The sequence below is a fragment of the Paenibacillus sp. PAMC 26794 genome, assembly GCF_000316035.1.
GTDB lineage: Bacteria > Bacillota > Bacilli > Paenibacillales > Paenibacillaceae > Paenibacillus.
In genome coordinates, this window is the sequence record NZ_ANHX01000022.1 from 132,587 (window position 1) to 155,128 (window position 22,542).

A 22,542-nucleotide genomic window follows, 5' to 3' on the forward strand; every position below is an offset into this window, starting at 1 on the left:
CTAAAGCCTACCCTATGTATCTGTATAGATTATCGAGAATGTTAAACGTAAAATCGACCAAGATATTCAAGATCCAAGGTCCAAACAAAAGTACTGACAGAAGTACGGCAACAATCTTGGGCACAAAAGCTAATGTTTGTTCCTGAATTTGAGTTGTCGCTTGAAAAATACTGATTGCAAGTCCTACAACCAGAGCTAGTATGAGCATGGGTGCACTGGCCAGCAATGACGTGTATACCGCTTTCCCGGCCAGACCGATAATAAATTCCGAAGTCATGACCGTCCTCCTTTAACTTTCCGGATCAAGTATTAAAACTCAGCAACAGTGACTTGACTACCAGGTACCACCCGTCCACAAGGACAAAGAGCAGTATTTTGAAAGGTAATGAGATCATGACCGGCGGAAGCATCATCATCCCCATTGCCATGAGTGTACTCGCGACAACAATGTCTATAACCAGAAACGGAATAAAAATCATAAACCCCATCTGGAATGCTGTCTTCAACTCACTGATTACATATGCCGGTACCATTACAGTGATTGGAATATCCTGGTAGGTCTTCGGTTGTTCAGTCTGATTGTACTTCATAAACAGCAACAGATCTTTTTCTCTGGTGTGACTAAACATAAATTTCTTTATGGGATCCGCTGCTTTTTCAAGTGCCTCGGTTTGCGTAAGTTCTCCCTGGAGATAGGGCTGAAGCGCTACCTGATTTATGGAAGACAACGTCGGCGACATAATGAAAAGTGTCAGAAATAGCGCCAAACCAACCAGCACCTGATTGGGTGGCATTTGTTGTGTACCCAAAGATGTACGTATAAAACCGAGCACAATCACAATCCGAGTAAAACTGGTCATCAGTACAAGCATTGCTGGAGCAATACTAAGCACCGTAATTAACAGAATGATGGACAGTGAACTCGTGCTTGGTGTCCCTCCGTCACCGTTTCCGATTTGAATATCAATATTCGGAATGGGCTCGGCAAAGGCAACTGTAACAGAAGCTAGACTGATAAGTCCTAGCAAACAACACGCTAACCAAATCTTTTTCTTCATGAATCCCTCGACCGATCTGTAGTATTGTCTTTATCCAGGAGCTTTTCCATCTTCTCTTTACGGTTAGGCATCTGCCGAAGTTTGGATTCAAACATTTCGTGAAAAGAAGTTGTGTCCTCCAGTTCCATTTCCCGCGGCGGTTCTTCTCTACGGAAACGTTTTGTGAGCTTGGCAATGAGAGGTGAGAGATTCCCTTGTTGTGCAGCAGCATCTCTTTCGAAGGAATCAATGATTCTTTGCGCCTCTTCCAGATCTGAAACCTTATCTACCAACTGAATGTCTTCACCTACACCAAGCAGATATACACTTCCACCAATTTCAATAATTTGCAGCGACTTGTTTTGCCCCAGTCCAATCCCGCCCAGGGTACGAATTGTGCCGTGCCGGAACATTTGCTGATTCCGTTTGTTTAAGAACCGGATCAGATAAACAATAAGGACCAGGATGACGGCCAGGACAACAATCACCCATACAAGCTGTAAATAATAATTGGCTCCTGCGTCAGCTGCTTCTGGAAAATCACCCTGAGCCATCATCATGTCTCTTAAACGCCCAGTGTCTTGCTGATCGCTTCGATAACCCGGTCAGATTGGAACGGTTTAACGATAAAGTCTTTAGCACCTGCTTGAATAGCGTCGATTACCATCGCTTGTTGACCCATCGCGGAGCACATAATTACTTTAGCGTTAGCATCAATCTTCTTGATTTCTTTCAAAGCTGCAATGCCGTCCATCTCAGGCATCGTGATATCCATTGTGATCAGATCCGGACGAAGCTCTTTAAATTTCTCAATTGCTTGTGAGCCATCCTGTGCCTCACCAACAACCTCATATCCATTTTTGGACAAAATGTCCCGGATCATCATTCTCATAAATGCTGCGTCGTCTACGACTAAAATTCGGTTTGCCATCTTGATTCAAGTCCTCCCTAAATTGTGCTTATTGTAATTTCTGAATTCGGTCCCATTGGCTAACGATATCTATAACACGAACACCAAAGTTTTCGTCAATAACGACAACTTCTCCCTTGGCGATCAGTTTGTTATTCACCAAAATATCGACAGGTTCCCCGGCTAACTTATCCAGTTCGACAATCGAACCCTGTGACAGTTCCAAAATATCTTTAATTTGCTTCTGGGTCCTCCCTAATTCTACGGTGACCTTAAGGGGAATGTCCATCAATAAATTCAAATTGTTTTCGTCTACCTGACCATACGCCCCATTTTGCAAATTGGCGAATTGAACTGGTTGTACGTTAACATTCCTATTTGGCATTCCACCGTAATGTTGAGGTGTACCATAAGGTTGCTGCGGTGGCATGCCATACGGCTGCTGTGGCGGCATTCCTTGAGGCATACCCATCGGGGCCTGTCCATATCCGTTATAGTCCTGAGCAGGCTGTTGTGGAGCCTGTGGAGCCTGTTGGTGTTGAACGGGTGGCTGCTCCGCCACTGGTGGTGGCGTTGCTGGCACTGCTACTGGTGCAGGTTCAGGTGTTGATGCCACTGGTGCGCTCGCAGTTGACTCCTGAGCGCCTCCAATCAGCATGTCTACCATGCTTTTAGCAAAATGTACTGGGAGCAACTGCATCAGATTGGAATCGATCAGATCCCCGATTAACAAACGAAATGAAACTTGGATAAGGGTCTCATCTGCTGGAAGATTACTTACACCCTCTCCACTCTCCAGATTGAGAATATCGATTCCCGGAGGGGAAATATTCACAAAACGATTAAAAATCGTGGACATTGAGGTTGCAGATGAACCCATCATCTGGTTCATCGCTTCCTGTACCGCACTAATATGGATTTCATTCAGTTCTTCATCGACCGGATTTCCTTCGCCACCCAGCATCAAATCAGCGATGACTTGAGCATCTCTCTTCTTGATAACAAGTGAGTTAATACCTTCGAATCCATCCACATAATTCACATGAACAGCAACATGCGGCTTAGGAAAAGCTTCTTCAAACTGCGTTCGACTAATGATAGAAACTTTAGGTGTTGTAATATCTACTTTGAGGCCTAATAGCGTGGATAAGGCTGTTGCCGCGCTACCAAATGTAATGTTACCAATCTCCCCCAAGGCATCCTGCTCCAGCTCGGTCAAAAAATCATCAACCGTCTTTTCAGCGGGTTCCGAGCTGTTTATCGATTCCGATTGCCTGAGCAAAGCATCGATTTCTTCTTGTGATAAATAATCCTTACTCGTCAAATTCTTCAACTCCTTCGGTGACAATCTTGTCTATTTGCACAGCCACACGGTCTTTGATTGTCCCCGGACTGCCCATGTATTTCAGTTTGTCACCCACTTTAATGGAAAGTCCCTCATCAACTGGTTTGTTCAACGTAATGACATCGCCAACGGACAGACCCAGAAATTCTGCAATTGAAATTCTCGATTCTCCCAATTCCGCAACGATGGGTAACTTGGCTTTGTTCACACGCTCTTTTAGAGCATCATACTCCTCTGGAGCTCTCGTTTTCTTCTCCGAAACAAACCACTGATGAGTTGACAACCGTGACATAATAGGTTCAAGAACGACATGCGGTATACATAGATTGATCATGCCTGTCGTGTCACCAATTTTGGTACTGAGCGAGATCAGAGCAATGGTCTCATTGGGAGATACAATCTGCATAAATTGCGGATTGGTCTCGAGCGCTTCCATCCTTGGGGTAATATCCAACACGGTCTTCCATGCTTCTTGCAAACTTTCAAATGCACGACTGAATATTCGTTCCATGATGGTCGTTTCAATCTCCGTCATGGATGCAATCTTTGTTGGAGCACTCCCGGTTCCACCAAGGAGGCGATCCAACATCGCATATCCCACGTTTGGATGGACTTCCATCACCATTCGCCCCTGTAGTGGCTCCGCTTCAAAAATGTTCAATATCGTCATCTTAGGAATAGAACGGATAAACTCATCATAAGGCAACTGTTCGACCTGAACGACATTGATTTGAACGAACGTCCGCAGTTGGGCTGAAAAATAAGTGGTGAGAAAGCGTGCAAAGTTTTCGTGAATACGAGTCAAGCTTCTAATATGGTCTTTGGAAAAACGCACTGCCCGCTTAAAATCGTACGATCTAATTTTCTTCTGAGTTTCTTCCTTCTTCAATTCTTCTGCGTCCATTTCACCAGAAGAAAGGGCTGCTAATAGGGCGTCAATCTCATTTTGTGATAATACATCCACCATGTTCTCACCCCCTTACAGGTTTACAGCGTGTTCTGTTCATTACATTGGCGCTATAACAACGTCTGAAAAACTAGTGCTTTTCAATTTCGGCTCAGGCAATGCCTCATTAATTAGACCTGTCAGTTTCTCATTGAATTGTTTCATACCCTTGGCCGAACTCAGTTCCTCAGCCTTGGTGTCTGCAAGTGCCTGAATAATAATGGGCTTCACCGTAATGCTTTTGATTTTTTCAAAATCTTCTTTGGCTGTTTTGTCAGATAACCTGAAAGAAAAACTAACCATAATAATACGATCCGGATCGGCCAGATTCGTTTTAATCTGTGCAAGCTCTGACGATACCTCTACAATTTCATCCGCAGTCATTTTTTTTTCTTCAGCAGCTGCCGCTGTATGTGTGTCGTCCTTATTCCCGTTCTGTCCTTGCATAAATACAAACACAACCACCACAATGAGTGTTATCGCCAGCAACATTGTTGCAAGCCAGGGCATCATTTTTTTCATCAGGATTCCTCCGTTTGCTGCACTTTAATAGTGGCTGCTTGAACCCCGATTTCACGGTTGTAATCTTTAATCTTGGAAATAACGTCAGCGGCTTTTTCAAGCACAATCAGTCTCTTTCCAGTTACCAGAGTAATATACGTATCCGGCGTCTCTTCCACAATTTCAACCATCAGCGCATTTAACCACATGGGAGAACCATTTAACCGCGTAACCGAAATCATGCTAAGCCCCCTTAATCAGAGTGGGAGGAGCAAACTCCCCCACGTTTTAAAAATTCATTAATCAGCTATTAACGTTTCAGGTTAACAACTTCCTGAAGTATTTCATCCGACGTTGTAATGATCCGGGAGTTTGCCTGGAATCCACGTTGAGCTACGATCATCTCAGTAAACTCTCCAGTCAGATCCACGTTAGACATTTCGAGCTGTCCTGTGATAATAGAGCCAGTTCCATTTTCGGCATCATTCGCTGTCAAAATTTCAAGCTCACCATCGGGATTAGCATTTGCTGTCATACGGTATAGATTACCGCCGATCTTCTCTAAACCTTCCGGATTGACCACTTTTCCGATACCAAGTTGTGCTCCCGCTTCAACTGTTCCATCCGCCATAGTTTGATTGATCGTACCATCCTGACCAATCGTGAAGGAAACAACATCATCAGGTATCGTGATATTTCCACCACCGTTATCCAGAACAAACAATCCATCCGATGACAAAAGGTTACGTGCAGCATCCACATGGAAATCCCCAGCACGAGTCAGGTAAGGTACTTCCTGATCTTCACTCAAACGTACCAAGAAGAATCCATCTCCATTAATCCGCATATCTGTTGGGTTGTTTGTTGTCATTGGGCTTCCCGCCAAATGTAATGTATCAATAGAGCCTACAGATACACCTAGACCAATTTGTTTTGCATTCACACCACCGGTTGCATCACCAGGTGCAGTCACACCTGAAGTGGTTTGGCTCATAATATCTTTGAACATAACCCGACTACCTTTGAAGCCAACCGTGTTTACGTTCGCAATATTGTTACCAATTACGTCGAGTTTTGTTTGGAAACCCCGCATCCCGGAAACGCCTGAGTACATTGATTTCAACATTTTTAAAAATCCTCCCAGTCTTCATTTGGTTACCGCATCAGTCGGTCAGCGGCATTCCGGCTCCCGAGAAGGGCCAGCCGGTCAAGAAATGATTACGGCACTATCAATCTGAGTGAACACATTATTCTTCATGCTTTCACTATCCATAGCTGTAACCACAGTACGATTTTTGACATTGACGATAAAAGCCATATCCTGCATTAAAATCAATGACTCTTTGGCTCCTTTGGCAGCAGCTTTGTCCAAAGCAGAACCAATCTGTTCCATTTGCTCGGTCTTGAGTTCAATACCACGCTGTTCCAATCGTTTGGCAGCATGATTGCTCAATTTCAGAAGATTATCTTCCAGCACTTTTGCAAAAGGTTTTTCGGGTATAGTCGAAGCTTCTCCCGTTTTGGGTCTTTGAAGCATATTCGGTGTAATCGGGCCTGCGTATAATTGTCCAACCGTTATGCGATCACTCATATCGTTTTCCCGCTATCTTCCGTATCACCCGTTTCAGCGGATGATTCAACTTCCTGGCTCTCGTTCGTTTCAGGAGTTACATCCTGAACGTTCTGTACCGGAGTTTGACTCTCTTCTGCCTGTTTTGGATAATTCACCTGAATGATCTCATCCAGCTTAATCTCGTCGTTGCCCACTTTTGCGTATTGAACGCTATCTCTTACAATGATGGAATCTACAATACCCTGACGAAGAGTTCCGTTATCATCTTTATTAGAAGAAAGCCAACTTACCTCCATGCCAATCATACCGGATACAGCACCAAGGGACTGGTTCAATGTTTTAAGCTGCGTAGAAATATTGACTAGTTGTTCCACTGAGCTGAACTGTGCCATTTGAGCGATAAATTCCTTATCCTCCATTGGCTGCATCGGGTCTTGATTTTGCAGCTGGGTAATCAGGATTTTTAGAAACTGATCTTTACCCAATTCTTTTGTTGCAGCACTTGTGGTTGCTTTATTGGCTGCCGAATAGTTCGGCCAGGTATTATTCATTGAAACATTTTCATTAGCCATTTGCTCACCTCATTTCTGTTTAAGCCTTAGCACTAAACGTATCTCTCTGTAATTCATTTCCTTCGACTTGCTCGCTACGCCAGTTACGCAATTCTTCTTGAATCCCAGCTGTAGCTATAGCATCATCCGATTGTTCCTCACGCTCACGCGAACGGCGTTGTTGCTGAGAGTTACTTCCCGGCTGACGGCCTCCGTCCTGATACATCTGTGATCCGATTGAACTGTTCTGGGTAACCTCAAGTCGTTCCACTTGAATTCCCTGGGCTTGAAGTGAAGAACGCAGCTGCGTCATTTGTTGTTCAAGCATGTCTTTGGCCATCGTATGCTCAGTCATAAACCGTGCAACCAACTGCCCGTTCTGCAAGGTAATTTGAACATCCAATTTACCTAGATGCTCAGGCCGAAGTGAGATGGTCGCCTCGGAAAATCCTTTTTGCTGGACAATATCCAGCTTGTTAACAACAAACTGTGTCATTTCCTTGGCAAACTGTGATGTTTGCATTACAGGTTCAGCCGGTTTTCCTGCTGTAGTACCTGATGAACGCAAGGACAGCTCTCCTGCAGTAATGATGGTGGAGTGTTCCACTTCTCCACCTGCATTTGAAGCAGATGTTGTCTCAGCCTCAGCTTTCACCTGGGTTCCAGAATTCGCCACTGCCGCAACAAGAACTTGTGGTACGACCGAATCCTGTTTGGATGTTTGAAACGAATTACTTGGAGCGACCTGTGCAGTCTGATCCTTAACTGCAGTCAATGTATCCAGTATGGATTTCAGTTCAGTCCATCCTTTGTTACTCGTAGTATCTACTCCAGCCTCTTGAAGCTGACTCTGCAGAGATTGTAACAACTGTTTGAATTCAGGAGCGTTCTTCGCAACGTTTCTCTCAGGATCATTCATTCCAGCTACTAATTGTGTAAGCATATCTTGCAGAACAAACCGTACGGCTGCCGGATGCTGCGACAGTTCAATTGCGGGTACTGTTTTTACGCTTTCCGCTCCGTTCGAAGACTCGTCGGAACCTTCTGCATTAGTACCTGAAGGATTACTTAATTGTGTATACATCTGTTGAATCAGAGTTTGCAAACCTGCAAGTAGAGCTGGGTCATTTTCCAAAGCTTCGTCAAGCACATCCAAGTCCGTGAACAACGAATTCAGTATAGCCGTGATTGATGCCGCTTCTCCTTCTTCACTTGTAGCAAAGGAAAACACCAACGGATTGGCAGTTAAGCTTCCAGTAGCGCTTGAACTATCACCTTCTGTGTTTCCTCCAGATAGCGATTGTGCAAGAGTTTGGAGAAATTCACCACTAGCACCTGCAGCTGAACCTTTCGATTGTGCTCCGGTTGTCTGACCTGCTCCTGTTGCTTTTGCAGATGCTGTGGATGCCATTTGATATACAATCGACATTTATTTTCACCTCCTCTCGGTTATACAGTGTAATCAGCTCTACTTGTTACCCATTAATCTGTTCAAAATTTTTGCAGTTTCAACCGAGTCCTCTGAAGACATGTTCTCAAGCAATTGAGAGCGTGTTGCATCATCTACTGAATTCAGGATGGTCAATGTTTTGTCAGGACTTAACTTGTATGTTTCCAATAATAGCTTGGCACCACTTGAAGCAGACATCGAAGCAAATGTTTGACTAAGCTGGTTTTTATCCAGGTTTTTGCTTGTGGTTGTGGATGCAGTTGAAGTTGCTGCGGTTTCTTTCTTCAATCTGGATTGCAGCGCATCCAGTGCCAGATCCCCGGACGGTTTAGCATCCTTCATCATCATAGTGACATCGGCTGCTGTTTTCGGGTCCATCTTTTCAAGCACCTTGGTCCGAGCAGATGACTGCATGGAATTCAACAACAATACCATTTCCTCATTCGTCATATTTTGCAAAATCGGTGCAGCTTTGCTTGGGCTCATGTCAGCATACATTTTAGCCAAATCTTTGATTTGTTTTTGATAATCAGATTCCGTTTCCGGCGTTGCTGCTGTAGCCGTTTCAGCCGCTTTTTCCGCATCATCCAACTTTTTCTGAAGGTCCGTGGCCTTCTTTGCTTCGGTTGTTGTCGCTTCCTGTGCTGCCTTGAGCTCTGTTTCTTTGGCAGTTACTTGGGATTTCAGCTTTTCGATTGTGGCTTCAGCACTTTCAACCTGCTGCTCACTCTTCTCCAGCTTCTCCTTCTCCGGATCCAGTACAGGATCAGGTACCCATTCCTTGACTACCGGTATCTTGTTGGCGAATTCAAACAAATTATTACGAATATCTACATTAAATAGCGTAAGTAGTACGCCTAGCAGTACTACGGTGAATACAATCGGGATTGAAATCATGAGAAATTTTTCCCAACCGCCTCCCGACTCTTTTTCCATGTCGCTATCATCTTTAACAGCCATCGTTCATTCCTCCTTCACGAGACAACTTCGCGTCCGGCTCACATCAATTCGCGCGTCCGGCTTTGGCAGCGAAGCGTACAGTAGCCATCTCGTCCAGATCGTTCTGTTCCCGGAGGAGCATCTCCTGCTGAAATGTGATCTTGGCCTTGTCTCTCGCTCCAAGCCATACTTTTTCATCAACCATCTTACCGTTCAGAAACGTCTGATTCCGTTGCACATTGACCTGAGCATGTTTAACATCACTGTTTTTGCGTGAAATGCACTCGTCAAGGTGATGTACATAACGCTGCATCTCCTGCAGACTGTTTACAGACGCTGTATTTTCCGTAGCAGATTGGATAATGCCGATCAGATTACTTCTATCATTAAGAAGTTGTATCAGATGTTCTTCCTCCGTCTGAAGTTTACCGATCGCTGTGGATAACATCCACTCTGCCTGTGTTTTTTCATTACTCTTCAGGTCAACAACTTTCTGGAAATGATATCGAAATTTCATCGTTTACCCATTCATCTCCTTGCAAATTCAAGAATCAAACGTTCCTGTACTTCACTTAAAGTGACTTTCTCGTCGACTTTCTGCTTGGTAAAGTTCCATATACTATCAATCTGGTCTATCGATTCATCTATGGCTGCATTTGATCCCCGCTGGTAAGCTCCAATATTGATCAAATCTTCCGATTCTTTGTACACAGCCATCAAACGTTTCATATTATTAACGGCTTCCAACTGCTCTTCCGGAGCAATATCCTTCATAACACGACTTATGCTGGCTAACACATCAATCGCTGGAAAATGACCTTTATTTGCAATGGATCGATTTAACACAATGTGCCCATCCAGAATACCCCTTACCGCATCCGCGATCGGTTCATTCATGTCATCCCCATCGACCAGAACGGTGTAAAAGGCTGTAATCGAACCGGTAGGTCCTGTACCCGCCCGTTCAAGCAGTTTGGGCAAACTTGCAAATACCGATGGCGTATATCCTCTCATTGCCGGAGGTTCACCTACGGCCAGACCAACTTCCCTTTGTGCCATCGCATATCGGGTTACCGAATCCATCATGAGCATCACGTTCATTCCACGATCTCGGAAATACTCTGCAATAGTGGTTGCGATAACCGCTCCCTTAATCCGAATCAGGGCAGGCTGATCTGATGTTGCAACAATAACTACGGAACGTTCCAATCCTTCTGGACCCAGATCCCGTTCGATAAAGTCGCGAACCTCACGTCCACGTTCACCCACAAGCGCGATGACATTGACATCTGCTGCTGTATTGCGAGCAATCATGCCCATCAATGTACTCTTACCAACACCTGAACCGGCGAATATACCTACACGCTGTCCCTTACCTACGGTCAACAGTCCATCGATAGCTCTGACACCGACACTCATGGTTTCAAGTACACGTGGACGATCCATTGGATTAACCGGTGTATTGGATGTGGAGTACATCGGCATTCTGGATGGAAGGAGGGAACCGTCCAGCGGTTGTCCAAGTCCGTCCAGCACTTTACCGAGCAACTCGGAACCCACCTGAACCCCAAGTGGTTTACCTGTACCTACTACATCGCAACCAGGACCGATGGATTGAAGTTCACCCAGTGGCATAAGCAACACTTTGTTATCTCGAAACCCAACGACCTCAGCCTGAAGAGGTTTGGCCGATTTACCAGGATAGATATAACATACGTCACCGATACTTGCATCTGGCCCTTCAGACTCCACCATAAGACCGATGACCTGAGTAACTTTGCCGTTAATACGAACAGGATCGAATTGGCGCAAATGTTCCATATATCGCTGTGAACTAAGAACCTTCATGTTGATTTTTTCGCTCCTCATCCTCAAGTGCTATGCGGACCAGTTCTTTTTTAATCTCAGCAAGCTGTGTATCAATTCTCGCATCTACACTTCCGAACGATGAACGAATGACACATCCCTTATCTTTGACCGTTGAATCAGGCAAAATCTGCAATTCTGCCTGAGAGTCAATGGACAGAGATAATTCTTCACGAGCTGCCTGTACAAATGTAAACTGATCAGGAGCTACACAAAGTGTAATTAAACCCTGCTCCCGTTTACGTGCCAAACTCTGACGAATCAGTTCCAATGTATGATCGGGTTCAATGGTAAGTTGCTTATCAATGACTTTCTCAGCGATCCCGCAAGCGAGCTCCACGAGAAACGGTTCGGCTTCCTGAATGATCTGATCTTTAGCTACATAAGCTTCCTTGAGCACTTCCTGGGCTTCAATCATCATCTTTTCGATCTGCACCTGGAGATCCAGTTCAGCTTGTACTTTGCCTTCTTCAAAACCCTGTTGGAAACCTTGTGAACGAAGCGCTTCGGTCAGATGTTCATCCTGTTGTCGTTGTTCCTGCCACCAGCTGTCGATCTGTTCACGGGCCTCTTGAAGCATGCGCTCTGCCTCTTCTGAAGCTTCACGTACTTGCTTTTCTGCAAACTCCTTGGCATCTTCCAGCATTTCTGCGGTAAGACGTTGTGTTTCTTCGTCCACGCGTGCTTGAAGCGTTTCTGCTTCAGAACCTTCAGCACTATCACCGTATAATTCCGTTTCAGACTCCTCAGCACCACCATAATGATGATGATTTTCAAGCCGTTTACGGTCATCAACGGGTACATACTGGAAAGATTTAATCAAATTAGACAATGATATCATCTCCTCCACCGCGTGCGATAATGATCTCACCGGCTTCTTCCAATCTGCGTATCGTTCCTACGATACGTGTCTGAGCTTCCTCAACATCACGCAATCGCACAGGCCCCATAAACTCCATCTCTTCTTTGAATGTTTCGGACATCCGCTTTGACATGTTCCGGAACACAGCATCCCGAACCTCTTCGCTTGCCACCTTGAGGGCGAGTTGCAAATCTGCGTTGTCGATATCCCGAATAATACGCTGGATCGAACGATCATCCACATTGACGATATCTTCGAATACAAACATGCGTTTTTTGATTTCCTCCGCAAGCTCCGGATCCTGAATCTCGAGCGAGTCCAAGATGGTACGCTCTGTACCCCGATCGACGCCGTTCAGAATCTGAACGATCGATTCGATACCACCCGCATTGGTGTAATCTTGCGTTACGGTAGAAGATAACTTCTGTTCCAGTACCCGCTCCACTTGAGAGATAACTTCTGGCGAAGTACTATCCATAATTGCCACCCGGCGAGCGACTTCTGCCTGTTTCTCTTGTGGCAAGGATGACAGAATCGCCGCAGCCTGTTCAAACTGAAGATAAGACAGAACCAGCGCGATCGTTTGCGGACTTTCATTCTGAATAAAGTTCAAGATTTGATTTGGATCCGCTTTGCGTGCAAAGTCAAACGGTCTGACTTGCAGCGTAGCTGTCAAACGGTTAATGACTTCAAGTGCTTTTGAAGAACCCAGAGCTTTCTCCAGGATTTCTCTCGCATAATTGATACCGCCCTGAGAAATATATTCCTGCGCCAGACAGATCTGGTGAAACTCGGCCATGATCATGTCCTTTTCGGAAGAATCAACCTTGCGAACGTTGGCAATCTCCAACGTAAGTTGCTCAATCTCCTCATCACGCAGATGTTTGAAGATCTGAGCCGATACTTCCGGACCTAATGTAATCAATAAAATTGCTGCTTTTTGTCTCCCAGTCAAACCTTGACTGCTTGCCTTCGCCAATGCGTTCACCTCTATTCGTCAGCCAGCCATGTACGCAGCAGATTGACGAATTCGTCTGGCTTTTTCTTGGCCAAACTCTCCAATTGTTTGCGCACCTGACTTTCGTTCGTTACACTGTCCAGCGTAATGGACGGGAACTCTGTTGCTATTGGAAGAGGAATCTCTTCTTCTTCGACTTCGTTTTGTTTGCGGCGACGGCGTACTAACAAAATAACAACCGCTGCGATCAATGCCGCTATGAGTGCGCCTCCACCCCACATCATCGTTGAGGAAAGCTGGAAACCTGTATTGTCTGCAGAGGCAGTCTGGAATCCTTGTGACATGACTGAAACTTTCTTTGTCAGATCGGCGTCACTTATTACAGTGCCTGAGTCTGCCAGTGAAGCACGAACAATGTTAACCAAAATGTTCTCAATTGCGTCCTGAACCGGTCCCTGTAATTCTGTTTCTCCATTCGGTGGTTCAACTGCAACGTTAATGGTTAAGTCTTTTACAGTATACGGACTGGAAATAATATCCTTGGCAATTCGATTAACATCGTAGTTTATCGTGCTTGATGATTCTTCTGAGGTGGAGTTACCTGTTGCATCAGATGATGGATAACCCGGAACTTCCTCTTGTCCTGTACCAGCAACACCACCTGTTGGGTTGCTTGCGCCAGTGTAGCTCTTTTGAATCTCCTGCACACTGATCTCGATGCCTTTCATATTATCTACATCAACAGGTGTGACCAGATTTTCCTTACGTGTTTCTTTGTCAAAATTAAGCTTGGAGGCTACCAAAACATTAACTTTGTCTTCGCCTACAATCTGGGAAAGGAATTGCTTTACGTTATTACGGACATCGTTTTCAAACTTTTTCTGTAATGCCATGTTCTCTTGAACTTCGGAAGACAACCCGCCACTGCCACCTCGGGCAGTTGGAATCAATTCTGCTTCATCTGTGTTTGTAATTGTGATGTTCTCAACAGGCAGATTAGGAATTGCAGTCTTGACCAAGTTAAAGTAGCCATCTACCGCTTGCTGATTTGGGTGATAACCCGGTTTGAATTGGAGAGCTACCGATGCTGATGCTTTGTCTTGTTCTTCTAAACCAGCAAAAATGTTATCTTTCGGCATATTAACCAGTACTTTAGCATCCTGTATCCCTTGCATCCGCTGAAGTAACTGTTCAACTTCTCCGTTTATAGCGTTGTTGTACTTTACATCAAACTCTTTATCCGTCATCCCGATGGGGGATGATGACTCCTCGAATGACTTATACCCTAATGAACCATTCTGAATAATCCCTTGAGATCCAACATTCACCTTTGCAATTGCAACACTTGTACTCGGTACGGATATGGTCTTGCCATCTGAACTTAATTTGTATGGAATGCTAGATGAATCGAGATAACTGATCACGCCCGCTGAATCACTTGCATTCAAATCTGTAAAAGCAACTTCATATTCCGTTTTGGACAATTGCATCGTGAGTACAACAGCAGCCAAAATCAGGAACAGGAAGGTGGATATAAATAATACTTTTTGCTTTTTGCTAAAACTATTCCAATACTGGAATGCCTTATCCCTGTACTGGGCGATTCTCTCATTCACTCTGTCACCCCATCCGAAACTTTGCTTAGTCTGTCCTTACTCAACCCTGGCCGTTTCATAGGTTGACGATCAGGAGCAGCATCGCAGCTGCTTTGTTGTAATGATCAGCGCTATTATCGAAGCGCAAGTAGGTTATTTTATAACTGCGTTCGCATAACTTCCTGGTATGCTTCGACCACTTTGTTTCGGACTTGAGTTGTGAGTTGTAGACTTAACAAGGCCTGTTCTGAAGCAATCATCACTTGATCCACATTCGCTTTGCCGACCAAAAATTGATTCGACATTTCATGCGATTGAGCCTCCTGTGCTGCGACGGACCCTAATGCATTCTGTAAGTATGTACCGAAGCTCTGAATGGTTTCGGCTGGTGTAGAAGGCTTACTTTCGGTTGCACTCTTCATCTGTAGCGGTTGTATCCCCTGTGTGCTAAACATGTTGTTCTGAATCATTAATGTCCCTCCCCTTCATCCCTGGTTTGTATTTTTCTTATTTTCATTTCAAAGCAGATTATCTTCCAATCTCCAAAGCTTTGGAGATCATCGCTTTGGTTGAATTCAGTGCTGTTACGTTTGCTTCATAGGAACGGGAAGCAGAAATCATGTCGACCATTTCTTTCGCAATATCCACATTAGGCATAAATACATATCCTTCTGCGTTGGCATCCGGATGAGAAGGGTCATACACAGGTTTCAAAGGTGACTGATCCTCGCGAATCTCCGTTACCCTTACCCCATCTCCTGAACCGCTACCTCTCATCTGATTTTGCAGCATCGTACCAAATGACGTTTTATTCGGCTCAAGCACAACCATTTTACGTTTGTAAGGGACCGCTTCACCATTGGATACGCTCGCGCGCGTCGTCTCTGCGTTGGCAATGTTGGAAGATATAACGTCCATCCGCAACCGTTGGGCTGTCAGAGCTGAGCTACTGATGCTAAAACTATTACTAATGTTCAATTTAGGTTATCTCCCTTCCACGCCAACACGCATGATTTTAATTTGTTCGTTCACTTGCTGAATATAAGCGTTATAACGCAACTGATTCTCCGCCAGAAGACTCATTTCTCTGTCGATATCGACATTGTTTTCGTTGTTATTCATAGAGGTTGACTGGTCCATATTAACTACTGGCGTTGGTACGGAAGAGGAAGGACCTATGACAAAATGCCTTGCATCAGTCACTTTACCTTTAAGAACAGGCATATCTCCATTCATTTGCCTTTGCAACATTTCTTCAAAAGAAACGTCCGAGCGCTTGAAATACGGGGTATCGGCATTTGCGATGTTGTCAGCAATCGTTCCTTGCCTGATGTTGGACGCATCGAGTGCACCTTGCAATCTTTTAAAGCTAATATCATTTAAAAGATTCACAATCCCCCTCCTCTCTTTTAGAAGTTATGGAAAAAGATTGAATCTTTTTCCATGAAAATTCTTATTGTTTTTCGACAAAAACATTCGATTTTACACGGTTTTCTAGGACTTAAGTAGAATTAACTCTGATGTTGTCGTATAACATAAGTTTCTTCGAGTTTGGGATATATTACAATAAGAAAAAAGCCCTATCTTTTCTGAAAGACATGGCTTTTTGTGTATTTTCTGCAAATTATGAATTTTTCCGTAAATGTTCGGGCCCAAAACAAAAGTATGTTAATACTCTCCCTTATTGTTCTTAAACATTCTTAAAATTAAAAAAAACTTTCGAGTCTCAACATGAGCGTATAACGCCTGTAATTATGTATATTTTCGAATATTTAATAGTTGATAATGTTAGAATTTTTTGCCGTTACACTAAGGGTTTATGGACAATTTGATAGGTATACATATAAAGCTGTATCTTAATCAATTGACAAGTTATCTTTCAAGAATGAAGAAAATTCCCCTTTCCTACACAACACTTTCTTAACAATTAAGTGGGGTCTATATATTTTAATATCAAGAAAACAATTAGTGGCTTCACACTTTTCTATAATTCATCCTTTTGCGCATTTACGCAACATTTACCAATCTATCGACTAAACCGATGACCAGACTTGGAATAAGGAAAAGTCTTTTATTGGGAATAATTGGATGTGGAAAAGAGGAATAACTACCACTCCGATAGGTTTTAACTTCGATTTCATGCGGCACAAGTCCTAGGTTTTGTCGATCCGTATAACAACCCCACATCTTTTATCGGTTATAACATCGAAATCCTTTAGATAGAAACAAAAATAAACGATATGCGTCAAGTAAGAGGACCCTTGTGATTCGCTAAAGGATTGCTACCCTTTGTCGATCACACAAATGTTCTCTACTCTCGTGCATACCGTTCATTTATAGCATCATTTTAACAACTACATTGCTATCCGCATGTTACAGGATATACTGACTCAGATCACGATCAAGCGCAATATCATTTAATTTCTCCCGGACATACTCCGGAGTAATCACCATACGTTCCAGTGTAAGCTCAGGTGCCTCAAAGGATAAATCCTCCAAAAGCTTTTCAAGAATCGTATGCAATCGACGTGCACCTATATTTTCTGTATTTTGATTGACGGATTCAGCCAATTTGGCAATCTCGCGAATGGCCTCATCCGAGAACTCAATCTCAATATTCTCTGTCCGCAACAGATCAACATACTGCTTGGTCAGTGCATTTTGGGGTTCAGTCAGAATGGATACAAACTCCTCCAGTGTTAGACTGCTTAGTTCCACACGAATCGGGAAGCGTCCCTGAAGCTCAGGAATCAGATCAGAGGGTTTGGCGACGTGGAATGCGCCAGCTGCCATAAACAGAATATAATCCGTTTTGACAGGACCATACTTCGTCATTACTGTAGAGCCCTCTACGATAGGCAGAATGTCACGTTGCACACCCTCACGGGATACATCGGGTCCACTACCGCGTCCTTGACTGGCAACCTTGTCGATTTCATCTATGAAAATGATACCTGTCTGCTCCGCCCGGCGAATGGACTCCTGAGTAACATCATCCATGTCGATCAATTTTCCTGCTTCTTCCTGGATCAACACTTTACGCGCTTCTTTGATGACGAGCTTGCGCTTTTTCGTACGACGAGGTAAGAGGCTACCAAACATCTCCTGCATGTTCATGCCCATCTGATCATTACCTTGTCCAGCAAACATGTCCATCATGTTAGGCGCAGTGTCCTCCACATCAATTTCAATGATGTCATCCTCCAACTTGCCAGATAACAGATCAAACTTGATCTTACGGCGGCGTTCGGCAACCCCAGTGTCCGGTTCTGGCTCATCCTGTTCCTGAACGTTGTTGCCATTATTCCCAAAGATCATCTCAAAGGGATTACGCTGACTTTTGGACTTCGACTGTGAAGGAGCCAAAATATGTACAATTCGCTCATTGGCAGCTTCTTCAGCTTTGTCCTTCACTTTTTCAGTCCGCTCCAGCTTCACCATACGCAGTGATGTCTCAATCAGATCACGCACCATCGATTCAACGTCACGGCCAACGTAACCTACTTCGGTGAACTTGGTAGCTTCCACTTTCACAAATGGCGCACCTACCAGTTTAGCAAGGCGACGGGCGATTTCCGTTTTACCCACACCGGTAGGTCCAATCATCAAGATATTTTTAGGCACAATGTCGTCCTGAGTGTGCTCAGGCAAAAGGCTACGCCGATAACGATTACGAAGGGCTACGGCTACCGATTTTTTAGCTTTCTTTTGACCTACAATATACTTGTCAAGCTCTGCAACAATCTGTCTCGGTGTTAACGCTTGAGTATTCATATTGCTTCCCTCCTACCAGTATGTTGAATTTATTTTTCCTAACAAGGACAAAGAATCCCCTAGACGTCCTGGAGCAGATTACAGAATCATGCTCCACTACGGGAGATTTCTTTGGCTTATAACTCTTCTACAATAATATTATTATTGGTATATACACATAGCTCCGAAGCAATCTGAAGCGATTCACGCGCAATATCTTTTGCTTCCAGGTTTACTGCATGACGTTTCAACGCACGCGCAGCAGATAAGGCGAAGTTTCCACCTGATCCGATAGCAATAACGTCATCATCCGGTTCAATAATCTCCCCGCCGCCTGAAATGAGCAGCATACCTGATTTGTCCATTACAATCAAGAGTGCCTCAAGCTTACGCAAGATCCGATCCTGACGCCAATCCTTGGCAAGCTCTACAGCAGCACGCTGCAAGTTACCATGGTGCTCCTCCAGCTTACCTTCGAATTTTTCAAACAGGGTGATCGCATCCGCCACAGAACCAGCAAAGCCAGCAACAACCTGTCCGCGGTACAAACGTCTTACCTTCTTGGCTGTATTCTTCATCACAACACTTTGGCCCATGGTCACTTGACCATCTCCGGCTATTGCAGCCTTACCATTATGACGAACAGCACAGATCGTTGTAGCATGAAATGACATATCCATGATATCAGCATCCTCCCACGAATAATTTATACGCGTTCCGGAACAGTTAGACCTTCTGCCGCAGCAAAACTAGTAATGCCATCCAGTGCACGCTGTGCAAGAGCTTCATTTTTTTCCTTTTTGTTACGAATCTTTGTTTCAAGCTTCGGCAACAAACCAAAGTTTGCGTTCATTGGTTGGAAATGCTTGAAGTCAGCAGTTGTAATATACTGAGCCATACTGCCAAGTGTTGTTTCTACCGGCAATACCACCAGTTCCTGCCCAAGTGCTACTTTGGCTGCGTTCATGCCGGCAATCAGCCCTGATGCAGCAGATTCCACATATCCTTCTACACCCGTCATCTGACCTGCAAAGAACAGGTTTGGACGCTCTTTAAACTGATACGTCGGAAGAAGCAGTTTAGGAGAGTTAATAAATGTATTACGGTGCATTACGCCATAACGAACGAACTCTGCATTTTCAAGTCCAGGAATAAGGGAAAAGACACGTTTTTGTTCTCCCCATTTCAGATGCGTCTGGAAGCCCACCAAGTTATACAAGGTTCCAGCTGCATTGTCCTGTCTAAGTTGAACAACCGCATGTGGCAACTCTCCTGTATGAGGGTTAACCAGACCTACTGGTTTCATGGGACCAAACAGAGCTGTCTGTTTTCCGCGTTTCATCATCACTTCGATTGGCATACAACCTTCAAAGTAGATTTCTTTCTCAAACTCTTTTAATTGAGCGACTTCAGCAGTAATGAGAGCTTCATAGAAGACATCAAACTCTTCTTCTGTCATCGGACAGTTCAGATATGCCGCTTCGCCTTTATCATAACGGGAAGCCAGATACACCTTATTCATATCAATTGAATCTTTTTCGATGATCGGTGCAGCTGCATCATAGAAGTAGAAATACTCTTCCCCCATAAGTGCCTTGATTTGCTCAGACAATGCAGGTGAAGTCAGTGGCCCCGTTGCAACAACAACGATGCCATCTTCCGGCAGAGAAGTTAGTTCCTCATTCACCACTTCGATGAGCGGATGCTGGTGCAACGTGGATGTAATCTCACCTGAAAATCCATCCCGGTCCACAGCAAGTGCCCCACCTGCGGGAACTGCATGTTTGTCTGCTGCTGACAATACAAGAGAATTGAGCATTCTCATTTCTTCTTTTAGCACACCCACTGCATTCGTCAATCCATTCGCACGCAGCGAGTTGCTACATACCAGTTCTGCAAATTTATCCGTATGATGAGCTGGCGTTTTCACAACAGGTCTCATCTCGTATAATTTAACGCGTACGCCGCGACTTGCAATCTGCCAGGCCGCTTCTGTTCCTGCCAGCCCGGCACCAATAACGGTTACTTGTTGTTCATATGTCAAAATCATTTACCCCCATAAAACAATTTCAAAATTCACTAAAATTGATTCGCATATATATTAATCCGCTGATTCGTCATCCGGTTCATCCACCGGCTCCTGATGATCACATGAAGTACACTGCAATCGTGCTCCCTTTTTGTTCCGCTTTTCAATCATTAGCGATCCGCAACTTGGACATGGTTTGGCTGAAGGTCTGTCCCATGAGACAAAATCACATTCAGGATATTTGTCACAACCGTAGAAAATACGTCCTTTTTTGCTACGACGCTCAACAACATGACCTTCCTTACACTTCGGACAAGTCACGCCGATATCCTTGATAATCGGTTTGGTATTTCGGCAATCAGGGAAGCCAGAGCACGCAAGAAACTTGCCAAAACGTCCGAGTTTATAAACTAGCGGTTTGCCGCACTTCTCACAGATCTCATCCGATACTTCGTCTTCAATCTCGATTTCTTTCATTTCTTCTTCCGCAAACTCAAGGCGTTTCTCAAAAGTTTCATAGAATTCTGCGAGTACTTTGACCCAATCCTCGGAACCTTCCTCCACATGGTCAAGATCACCTTCCATGTTTGCGGTAAACTCTACATTCAGAATTTCCGGGAAAAACTCTTCCATCTGTTCGATGACCAGTTCACCAAGCTCCGTTGGCATGAATTTCTTTTCCTCTATCGCAACATATCCGCGCTTCTGAATGGTCTCCAGTGTTGGCGCATATGTACTCGGACGCCCTATACCCAATTCCTCAAGCGTCTTAACCAACCTTGCCTCCGTATATCGGGGTGGCGGTTGTGTAAAATGCTGTTTTGGCTCAATCTCCTGCTTCTCAAGCACATCTCCACTTTTCAACGGAGGCAGCAGACGATCTTCATCGGTTGTACCATCGTCGTTTCCTTCAACATATACCTTCATGAAACCTTGGAACCGCACCTTCGAACCTGCTGCACGGAAAATGGTGTCCCCCGCAGCAATATCTACAGAGAGTGTATCCAGAATAGCCGAAGACATCTGGCTCGCTACAAAACGTTCCCATACCAGTTTATACAACCGGAATTGATCGCGACTCATGAATGACTTGATTGAGTCAGGGTCACGCAGAATTGAAGTTGGACGAATCGCTTCATGCGCATCCTGAGCATTAGCTGCTTTTTTGGAATAGTTTCGTGGAGTCTCAGGTGCAAATGGCTCACCATACTTACCAACGATATATTCTTTGGCTTCTTCTTGTGCAGATGCCGCAATTCGTGTGGAGTCCGTACGCATATACGTGATGAGACCTACTGTGCCTTCTTTTCCAAGGTCTACACCTTCATATAGTTGTTGGGCGACCGACATCGTCTTGGAAGCTCTGAAATTCAATTTACGCGCCGCTTCTTGTTGTAGAGAGCTCGTCGTAAACGGGGCAGAAGGGTTACGGCTCCGTTCTTTCTCTTTAACTTCCTTGATCGTAAAGTCTGCACCTTCGATCTGTTTCAAGATCGCTTGCACTTCCGCTTCACTGCCCAGCTCTGTTTTGGCCCCGTTCAGTTTATGAAACTTGGCTTCAAACGGATTGCCGTCTGCTGTCAGTTTGGCGGTAATGCTCCAGTATTCTTCCGGCTCAAAATCATCAATTTCATTTTCGCGATCTAAAATGATTTTAACAGCCACGGACTGAACCCGGCCTGCAGACAAACCTTTTTTCACTTTCTTCCATAATAACGGACTAATTTTATATCCAACAAGCCGATCCAGAATACGTCTTGCCTGCTGCGCATTAACCAAATCCATATTGATTTTCCGCGGCGTTTTGAACGCATCTTTGACCGCCTGTTTAGTAATTTCATTAAATACAACCCGACAATCTGCCGTTTCGTCCAGATCCAGAGCATGGGCTAAATGCCATGCAATAGCCTCGCCTTCGCGATCCGGGTCAGCTGCGAGATACACTTTTTTCACTTTCTTTCGTGCATCCTTCAGTTCTTTCAAAATTGAACCTTTGCCGCGAATCGTAATATATTTCGGATTAAAATCATTCTCCACCTCAACGCCGATCTGACTCTTTGGCAAATCGCGAACATGTCCCATCGAAGCTTTCACGATGAACTTGCTGCCTAAATATTTGCCTATCGTCTTCGCCTTTGAGGGCGACTCCACGATTACGAGTGCATCCGCCATAGGTTCATCCTCCTCTCAGTCATGAAACTGTCATGAAACTGTTTCTGTAAGCTTA

The 22,542-nt window shown here is 44.5% G+C and carries 25 protein-coding genes; all 25 read right to left on the minus strand.

What is annotated here, in order from left to right:
* Positions 1 to 7: 7 nt before the first annotated feature.
* Positions 8 to 277 (minus strand): flagellar biosynthesis protein FliQ, encoded by a 270-nt coding sequence (gene fliQ, locus D829_RS0112170; protein ID WP_017689172.1) that lies wholly within the window; start codon positions 275 to 277, stop codon positions 8 to 10.
* A gap of 25 nt (positions 278 to 302) precedes the next feature.
* The gene (gene fliP, locus D829_RS0112175; RefSeq protein WP_017689173.1) at positions 303 to 1,058 is read right to left on the minus strand and encodes a flagellar type III secretion system pore protein FliP; all 756 of its coding nucleotides are present in this window, start codon (positions 1,056 to 1,058) and stop codon (positions 303 to 305) included.
* Positions 1,055 to 1,591 (minus strand): flagellar biosynthetic protein FliO, encoded by a 537-nt coding sequence (locus tag D829_RS0112180; RefSeq protein ID WP_017689174.1) that lies wholly within the window; start codon positions 1,589 to 1,591, stop codon positions 1,055 to 1,057. Before D829_RS0112180 ends, fliP begins: the two co-directional genes overlap by 4 nt.
* 11 nt (positions 1,592 to 1,602) lie before the next feature.
* A complete protein-coding gene (locus D829_RS0112185) occupies positions 1,603 to 1,968 on the minus strand; it encodes a response regulator (protein WP_017689175.1) in 366 nt (121 codons plus the stop codon).
* Positions 1,969 to 1,996: 28 nt separating this feature from the next.
* A complete protein-coding gene (gene fliY / locus D829_RS0112190; RefSeq protein ID WP_017689176.1) occupies positions 1,997 to 3,271 on the minus strand; it encodes a flagellar motor switch phosphatase FliY in 1,275 nt (424 codons plus the stop codon).
* Entirely contained in the window at positions 3,261 to 4,259 is a 999-nt protein-coding gene (gene fliM, locus D829_RS0112195; protein ID WP_017689177.1) for a flagellar motor switch protein FliM, read from the minus strand. The genes fliY and fliM overlap by 11 nt, the downstream gene beginning before the upstream one ends.
* A 39-nt stretch (positions 4,260 to 4,298) precedes the next feature.
* Entirely contained in the window at positions 4,299 to 4,760 is a 462-nt protein-coding gene (locus D829_RS0112200) for a flagellar basal body-associated FliL family protein (protein ID WP_017689178.1), read from the minus strand.
* Complete coding sequence (locus D829_RS0112205; protein WP_017689179.1) at positions 4,760 to 4,981, minus strand: flagellar FlbD family protein; 222 nt, start codon at positions 4,979 to 4,981, stop codon at positions 4,760 to 4,762. The genes D829_RS0112200 and D829_RS0112205 overlap by 1 nt, the downstream gene beginning before the upstream one ends.
* 68 nt (positions 4,982 to 5,049) lie before the next feature.
* Positions 5,050 to 5,865 carry a flagellar basal body rod protein FlgG gene (gene flgG, locus D829_RS0112210; protein WP_017689180.1) on the minus strand — a complete coding sequence of 272 codons (816 nt, stop codon included), beginning with the start codon at positions 5,863 to 5,865 and terminating at the stop codon, positions 5,050 to 5,052.
* Between the two features lie 81 nt (positions 5,866 to 5,946).
* Complete coding sequence (locus tag D829_RS0112215) at positions 5,947 to 6,330, minus strand: TIGR02530 family flagellar biosynthesis protein (RefSeq protein WP_017689181.1); 384 nt, start codon at positions 6,328 to 6,330, stop codon at positions 5,947 to 5,949.
* On the minus strand, positions 6,327 to 6,884 hold the full coding sequence (locus tag D829_RS0112220; RefSeq protein WP_017689182.1) for a flagellar hook capping FlgD N-terminal domain-containing protein: 558 nt from the start codon (positions 6,882 to 6,884) through the stop codon (positions 6,327 to 6,329). Before D829_RS0112220 ends, D829_RS0112215 begins: the two co-directional genes overlap by 4 nt.
* 19 nt (positions 6,885 to 6,903) lie before the next feature.
* Positions 6,904 to 8,292, minus strand: coding sequence for a flagellar hook-length control protein FliK (locus tag D829_RS0112225; protein ID WP_017689183.1), 1,389 nt, complete (start codon positions 8,290 to 8,292; stop codon positions 6,904 to 6,906).
* A gap of 39 nt (positions 8,293 to 8,331) precedes the next feature.
* Positions 8,332 to 9,273, minus strand: coding sequence for a DUF4088 family protein (locus tag D829_RS0112230; RefSeq protein ID WP_017689184.1), 942 nt, complete (start codon positions 9,271 to 9,273; stop codon positions 8,332 to 8,334).
* Between the two features lie 43 nt (positions 9,274 to 9,316).
* A complete protein-coding gene (fliJ, locus tag D829_RS0112235; protein WP_017689185.1) occupies positions 9,317 to 9,769 on the minus strand; it encodes a flagellar export protein FliJ in 453 nt (150 codons plus the stop codon).
* Positions 9,770 to 9,780: 11 nt separating this feature from the next.
* Complete coding sequence (gene fliI, locus D829_RS0112240; RefSeq protein ID WP_017689186.1) at positions 9,781 to 11,100, minus strand: flagellar protein export ATPase FliI; 1,320 nt, start codon at positions 11,098 to 11,100, stop codon at positions 9,781 to 9,783.
* Positions 11,087 to 11,950: a FliH/SctL family protein gene (locus D829_RS0112245; RefSeq protein WP_017689187.1), complete on the minus strand. Its 864-nt coding sequence runs from the start codon at positions 11,948 to 11,950 to the stop codon at positions 11,087 to 11,089. The genes fliI and D829_RS0112245 overlap by 14 nt, the downstream gene beginning before the upstream one ends.
* Positions 11,943 to 12,959: a flagellar motor switch protein FliG gene (gene fliG / locus D829_RS0112250; RefSeq protein ID WP_017689188.1), complete on the minus strand. Its 1,017-nt coding sequence runs from the start codon at positions 12,957 to 12,959 to the stop codon at positions 11,943 to 11,945. Before fliG ends, D829_RS0112245 begins: the two co-directional genes overlap by 8 nt.
* A gap of 11 nt (positions 12,960 to 12,970) precedes the next feature.
* Entirely contained in the window at positions 12,971 to 14,554 is a 1,584-nt protein-coding gene (gene fliF, locus D829_RS0112255) for a flagellar basal-body MS-ring/collar protein FliF (RefSeq protein ID WP_017689189.1), read from the minus strand.
* Between the two features lie 137 nt (positions 14,555 to 14,691).
* A complete protein-coding gene (gene fliE / locus D829_RS0112260) occupies positions 14,692 to 15,003 on the minus strand; it encodes a flagellar hook-basal body complex protein FliE (RefSeq protein ID WP_017689190.1) in 312 nt (103 codons plus the stop codon).
* Positions 15,004 to 15,061: 58 nt separating this feature from the next.
* Positions 15,062 to 15,511, minus strand: a complete 450-nt coding sequence (gene flgC, locus D829_RS0112265) for a flagellar basal body rod protein FlgC (protein WP_017689191.1) — start codon at positions 15,509 to 15,511, stop codon at positions 15,062 to 15,064.
* Between the two features lie 6 nt (positions 15,512 to 15,517).
* Positions 15,518 to 15,925, minus strand: a complete 408-nt coding sequence (gene flgB / locus D829_RS0112270) for a flagellar basal body rod protein FlgB (RefSeq protein ID WP_017689192.1) — start codon at positions 15,923 to 15,925, stop codon at positions 15,518 to 15,520.
* 981 nt (positions 15,926 to 16,906) lie between these two features.
* On the minus strand, positions 16,907 to 18,307 hold the full coding sequence (hslU, locus tag D829_RS0112275; protein ID WP_017689193.1) for an ATP-dependent protease ATPase subunit HslU: 1,401 nt from the start codon (positions 18,305 to 18,307) through the stop codon (positions 16,907 to 16,909).
* A gap of 116 nt (positions 18,308 to 18,423) precedes the next feature.
* Positions 18,424 to 18,966 (minus strand): ATP-dependent protease subunit HslV, encoded by a 543-nt coding sequence (gene hslV / locus D829_RS0112280; RefSeq protein WP_017689194.1) that lies wholly within the window; start codon positions 18,964 to 18,966, stop codon positions 18,424 to 18,426.
* Between the two features lie 26 nt (positions 18,967 to 18,992).
* Complete coding sequence (trmFO, locus tag D829_RS0112285) at positions 18,993 to 20,330, minus strand: FADH(2)-oxidizing methylenetetrahydrofolate--tRNA-(uracil(54)-C(5))-methyltransferase TrmFO (protein ID WP_017689195.1); 1,338 nt, start codon at positions 20,328 to 20,330, stop codon at positions 18,993 to 18,995.
* Between the two features lie 57 nt (positions 20,331 to 20,387).
* Positions 20,388 to 22,487 carry a type I DNA topoisomerase gene (gene topA / locus D829_RS0112290; protein WP_017689196.1) on the minus strand — a complete coding sequence of 700 codons (2,100 nt, stop codon included), beginning with the start codon at positions 22,485 to 22,487 and terminating at the stop codon, positions 20,388 to 20,390.
* Positions 22,488 to 22,542 lie beyond the last annotated feature (55 nt).

What these genes read in the sequence shown, in the direction of transcription:
- fliQ (WP_017689172.1), bottom strand. Translation starts at nt 277, where the DNA reads ATGACTTCGGAATTTATTATCGGTCTGGCCGGGAAAGCGGTATACACG.
- fliP (WP_017689173.1), bottom strand. Translation starts at nt 1,058, where the DNA reads ATGAAGAAAAAGATTTGGTTAGCGTGTTGTTTGCTAGGACTTATCAGT.
- D829_RS0112180 (WP_017689174.1), bottom strand. Translation starts at nt 1,591, where the DNA reads ATGGCTCAGGGTGATTTTCCAGAAGCAGCTGACGCAGGAGCCAATTAT.
- D829_RS0112185 (WP_017689175.1), bottom strand. Translation starts at nt 1,968, where the DNA reads ATGGCAAACCGAATTTTAGTCGTAGACGACGCAGCATTTATGAGAATG.
- fliM (WP_017689177.1), bottom strand. Translation starts at nt 4,259, where the DNA reads ATGGTGGATGTATTATCACAAAATGAGATTGACGCCCTATTAGCAGCC.
- D829_RS0112200 (WP_017689178.1), bottom strand. Translation starts at nt 4,760, where the DNA reads ATGAAAAAAATGATGCCCTGGCTTGCAACAATGTTGCTGGCGATAACA.
- D829_RS0112205 (WP_017689179.1), bottom strand. Translation starts at nt 4,981, where the DNA reads ATGATTTCGGTTACGCGGTTAAATGGTTCTCCCATGTGGTTAAATGCG.
- flgG (WP_017689180.1), bottom strand. Translation starts at nt 5,865, where the DNA reads ATGTTGAAATCAATGTACTCAGGCGTTTCCGGGATGCGGGGTTTCCAA.
- D829_RS0112215 (WP_017689181.1), bottom strand. Translation starts at nt 6,330, where the DNA reads ATGAGTGATCGCATAACGGTTGGACAATTATACGCAGGCCCGATTACA.
- D829_RS0112220 (WP_017689182.1), bottom strand. Translation starts at nt 6,884, where the DNA reads ATGGCTAATGAAAATGTTTCAATGAATAATACCTGGCCGAACTATTCG.
- D829_RS0112225 (WP_017689183.1), bottom strand. Translation starts at nt 8,292, where the DNA reads ATGTCGATTGTATATCAAATGGCATCCACAGCATCTGCAAAAGCAACA.
- D829_RS0112230 (WP_017689184.1), bottom strand. Translation starts at nt 9,273, where the DNA reads ATGGCTGTTAAAGATGATAGCGACATGGAAAAAGAGTCGGGAGGCGGT.
- fliJ (WP_017689185.1), bottom strand. Translation starts at nt 9,769, where the DNA reads ATGAAATTTCGATATCATTTCCAGAAAGTTGTTGACCTGAAGAGTAAT.
- fliI (WP_017689186.1), bottom strand. Translation starts at nt 11,100, where the DNA reads ATGAAGGTTCTTAGTTCACAGCGATATATGGAACATTTGCGCCAATTC.
- fliE (WP_017689190.1), bottom strand. Translation starts at nt 15,003, where the DNA reads ATGATTCAGAACAACATGTTTAGCACACAGGGGATACAACCGCTACAG.
- hslU (WP_017689193.1), bottom strand. Translation starts at nt 18,307, where the DNA reads ATGAATACTCAAGCGTTAACACCGAGACAGATTGTTGCAGAGCTTGAC.
- hslV (WP_017689194.1), bottom strand. Translation starts at nt 18,966, where the DNA reads ATGGATATGTCATTTCATGCTACAACGATCTGTGCTGTTCGTCATAAT.
- topA (WP_017689196.1), bottom strand. Translation starts at nt 22,487, where the DNA reads ATGGCGGATGCACTCGTAATCGTGGAGTCGCCCTCAAAGGCGAAGACG.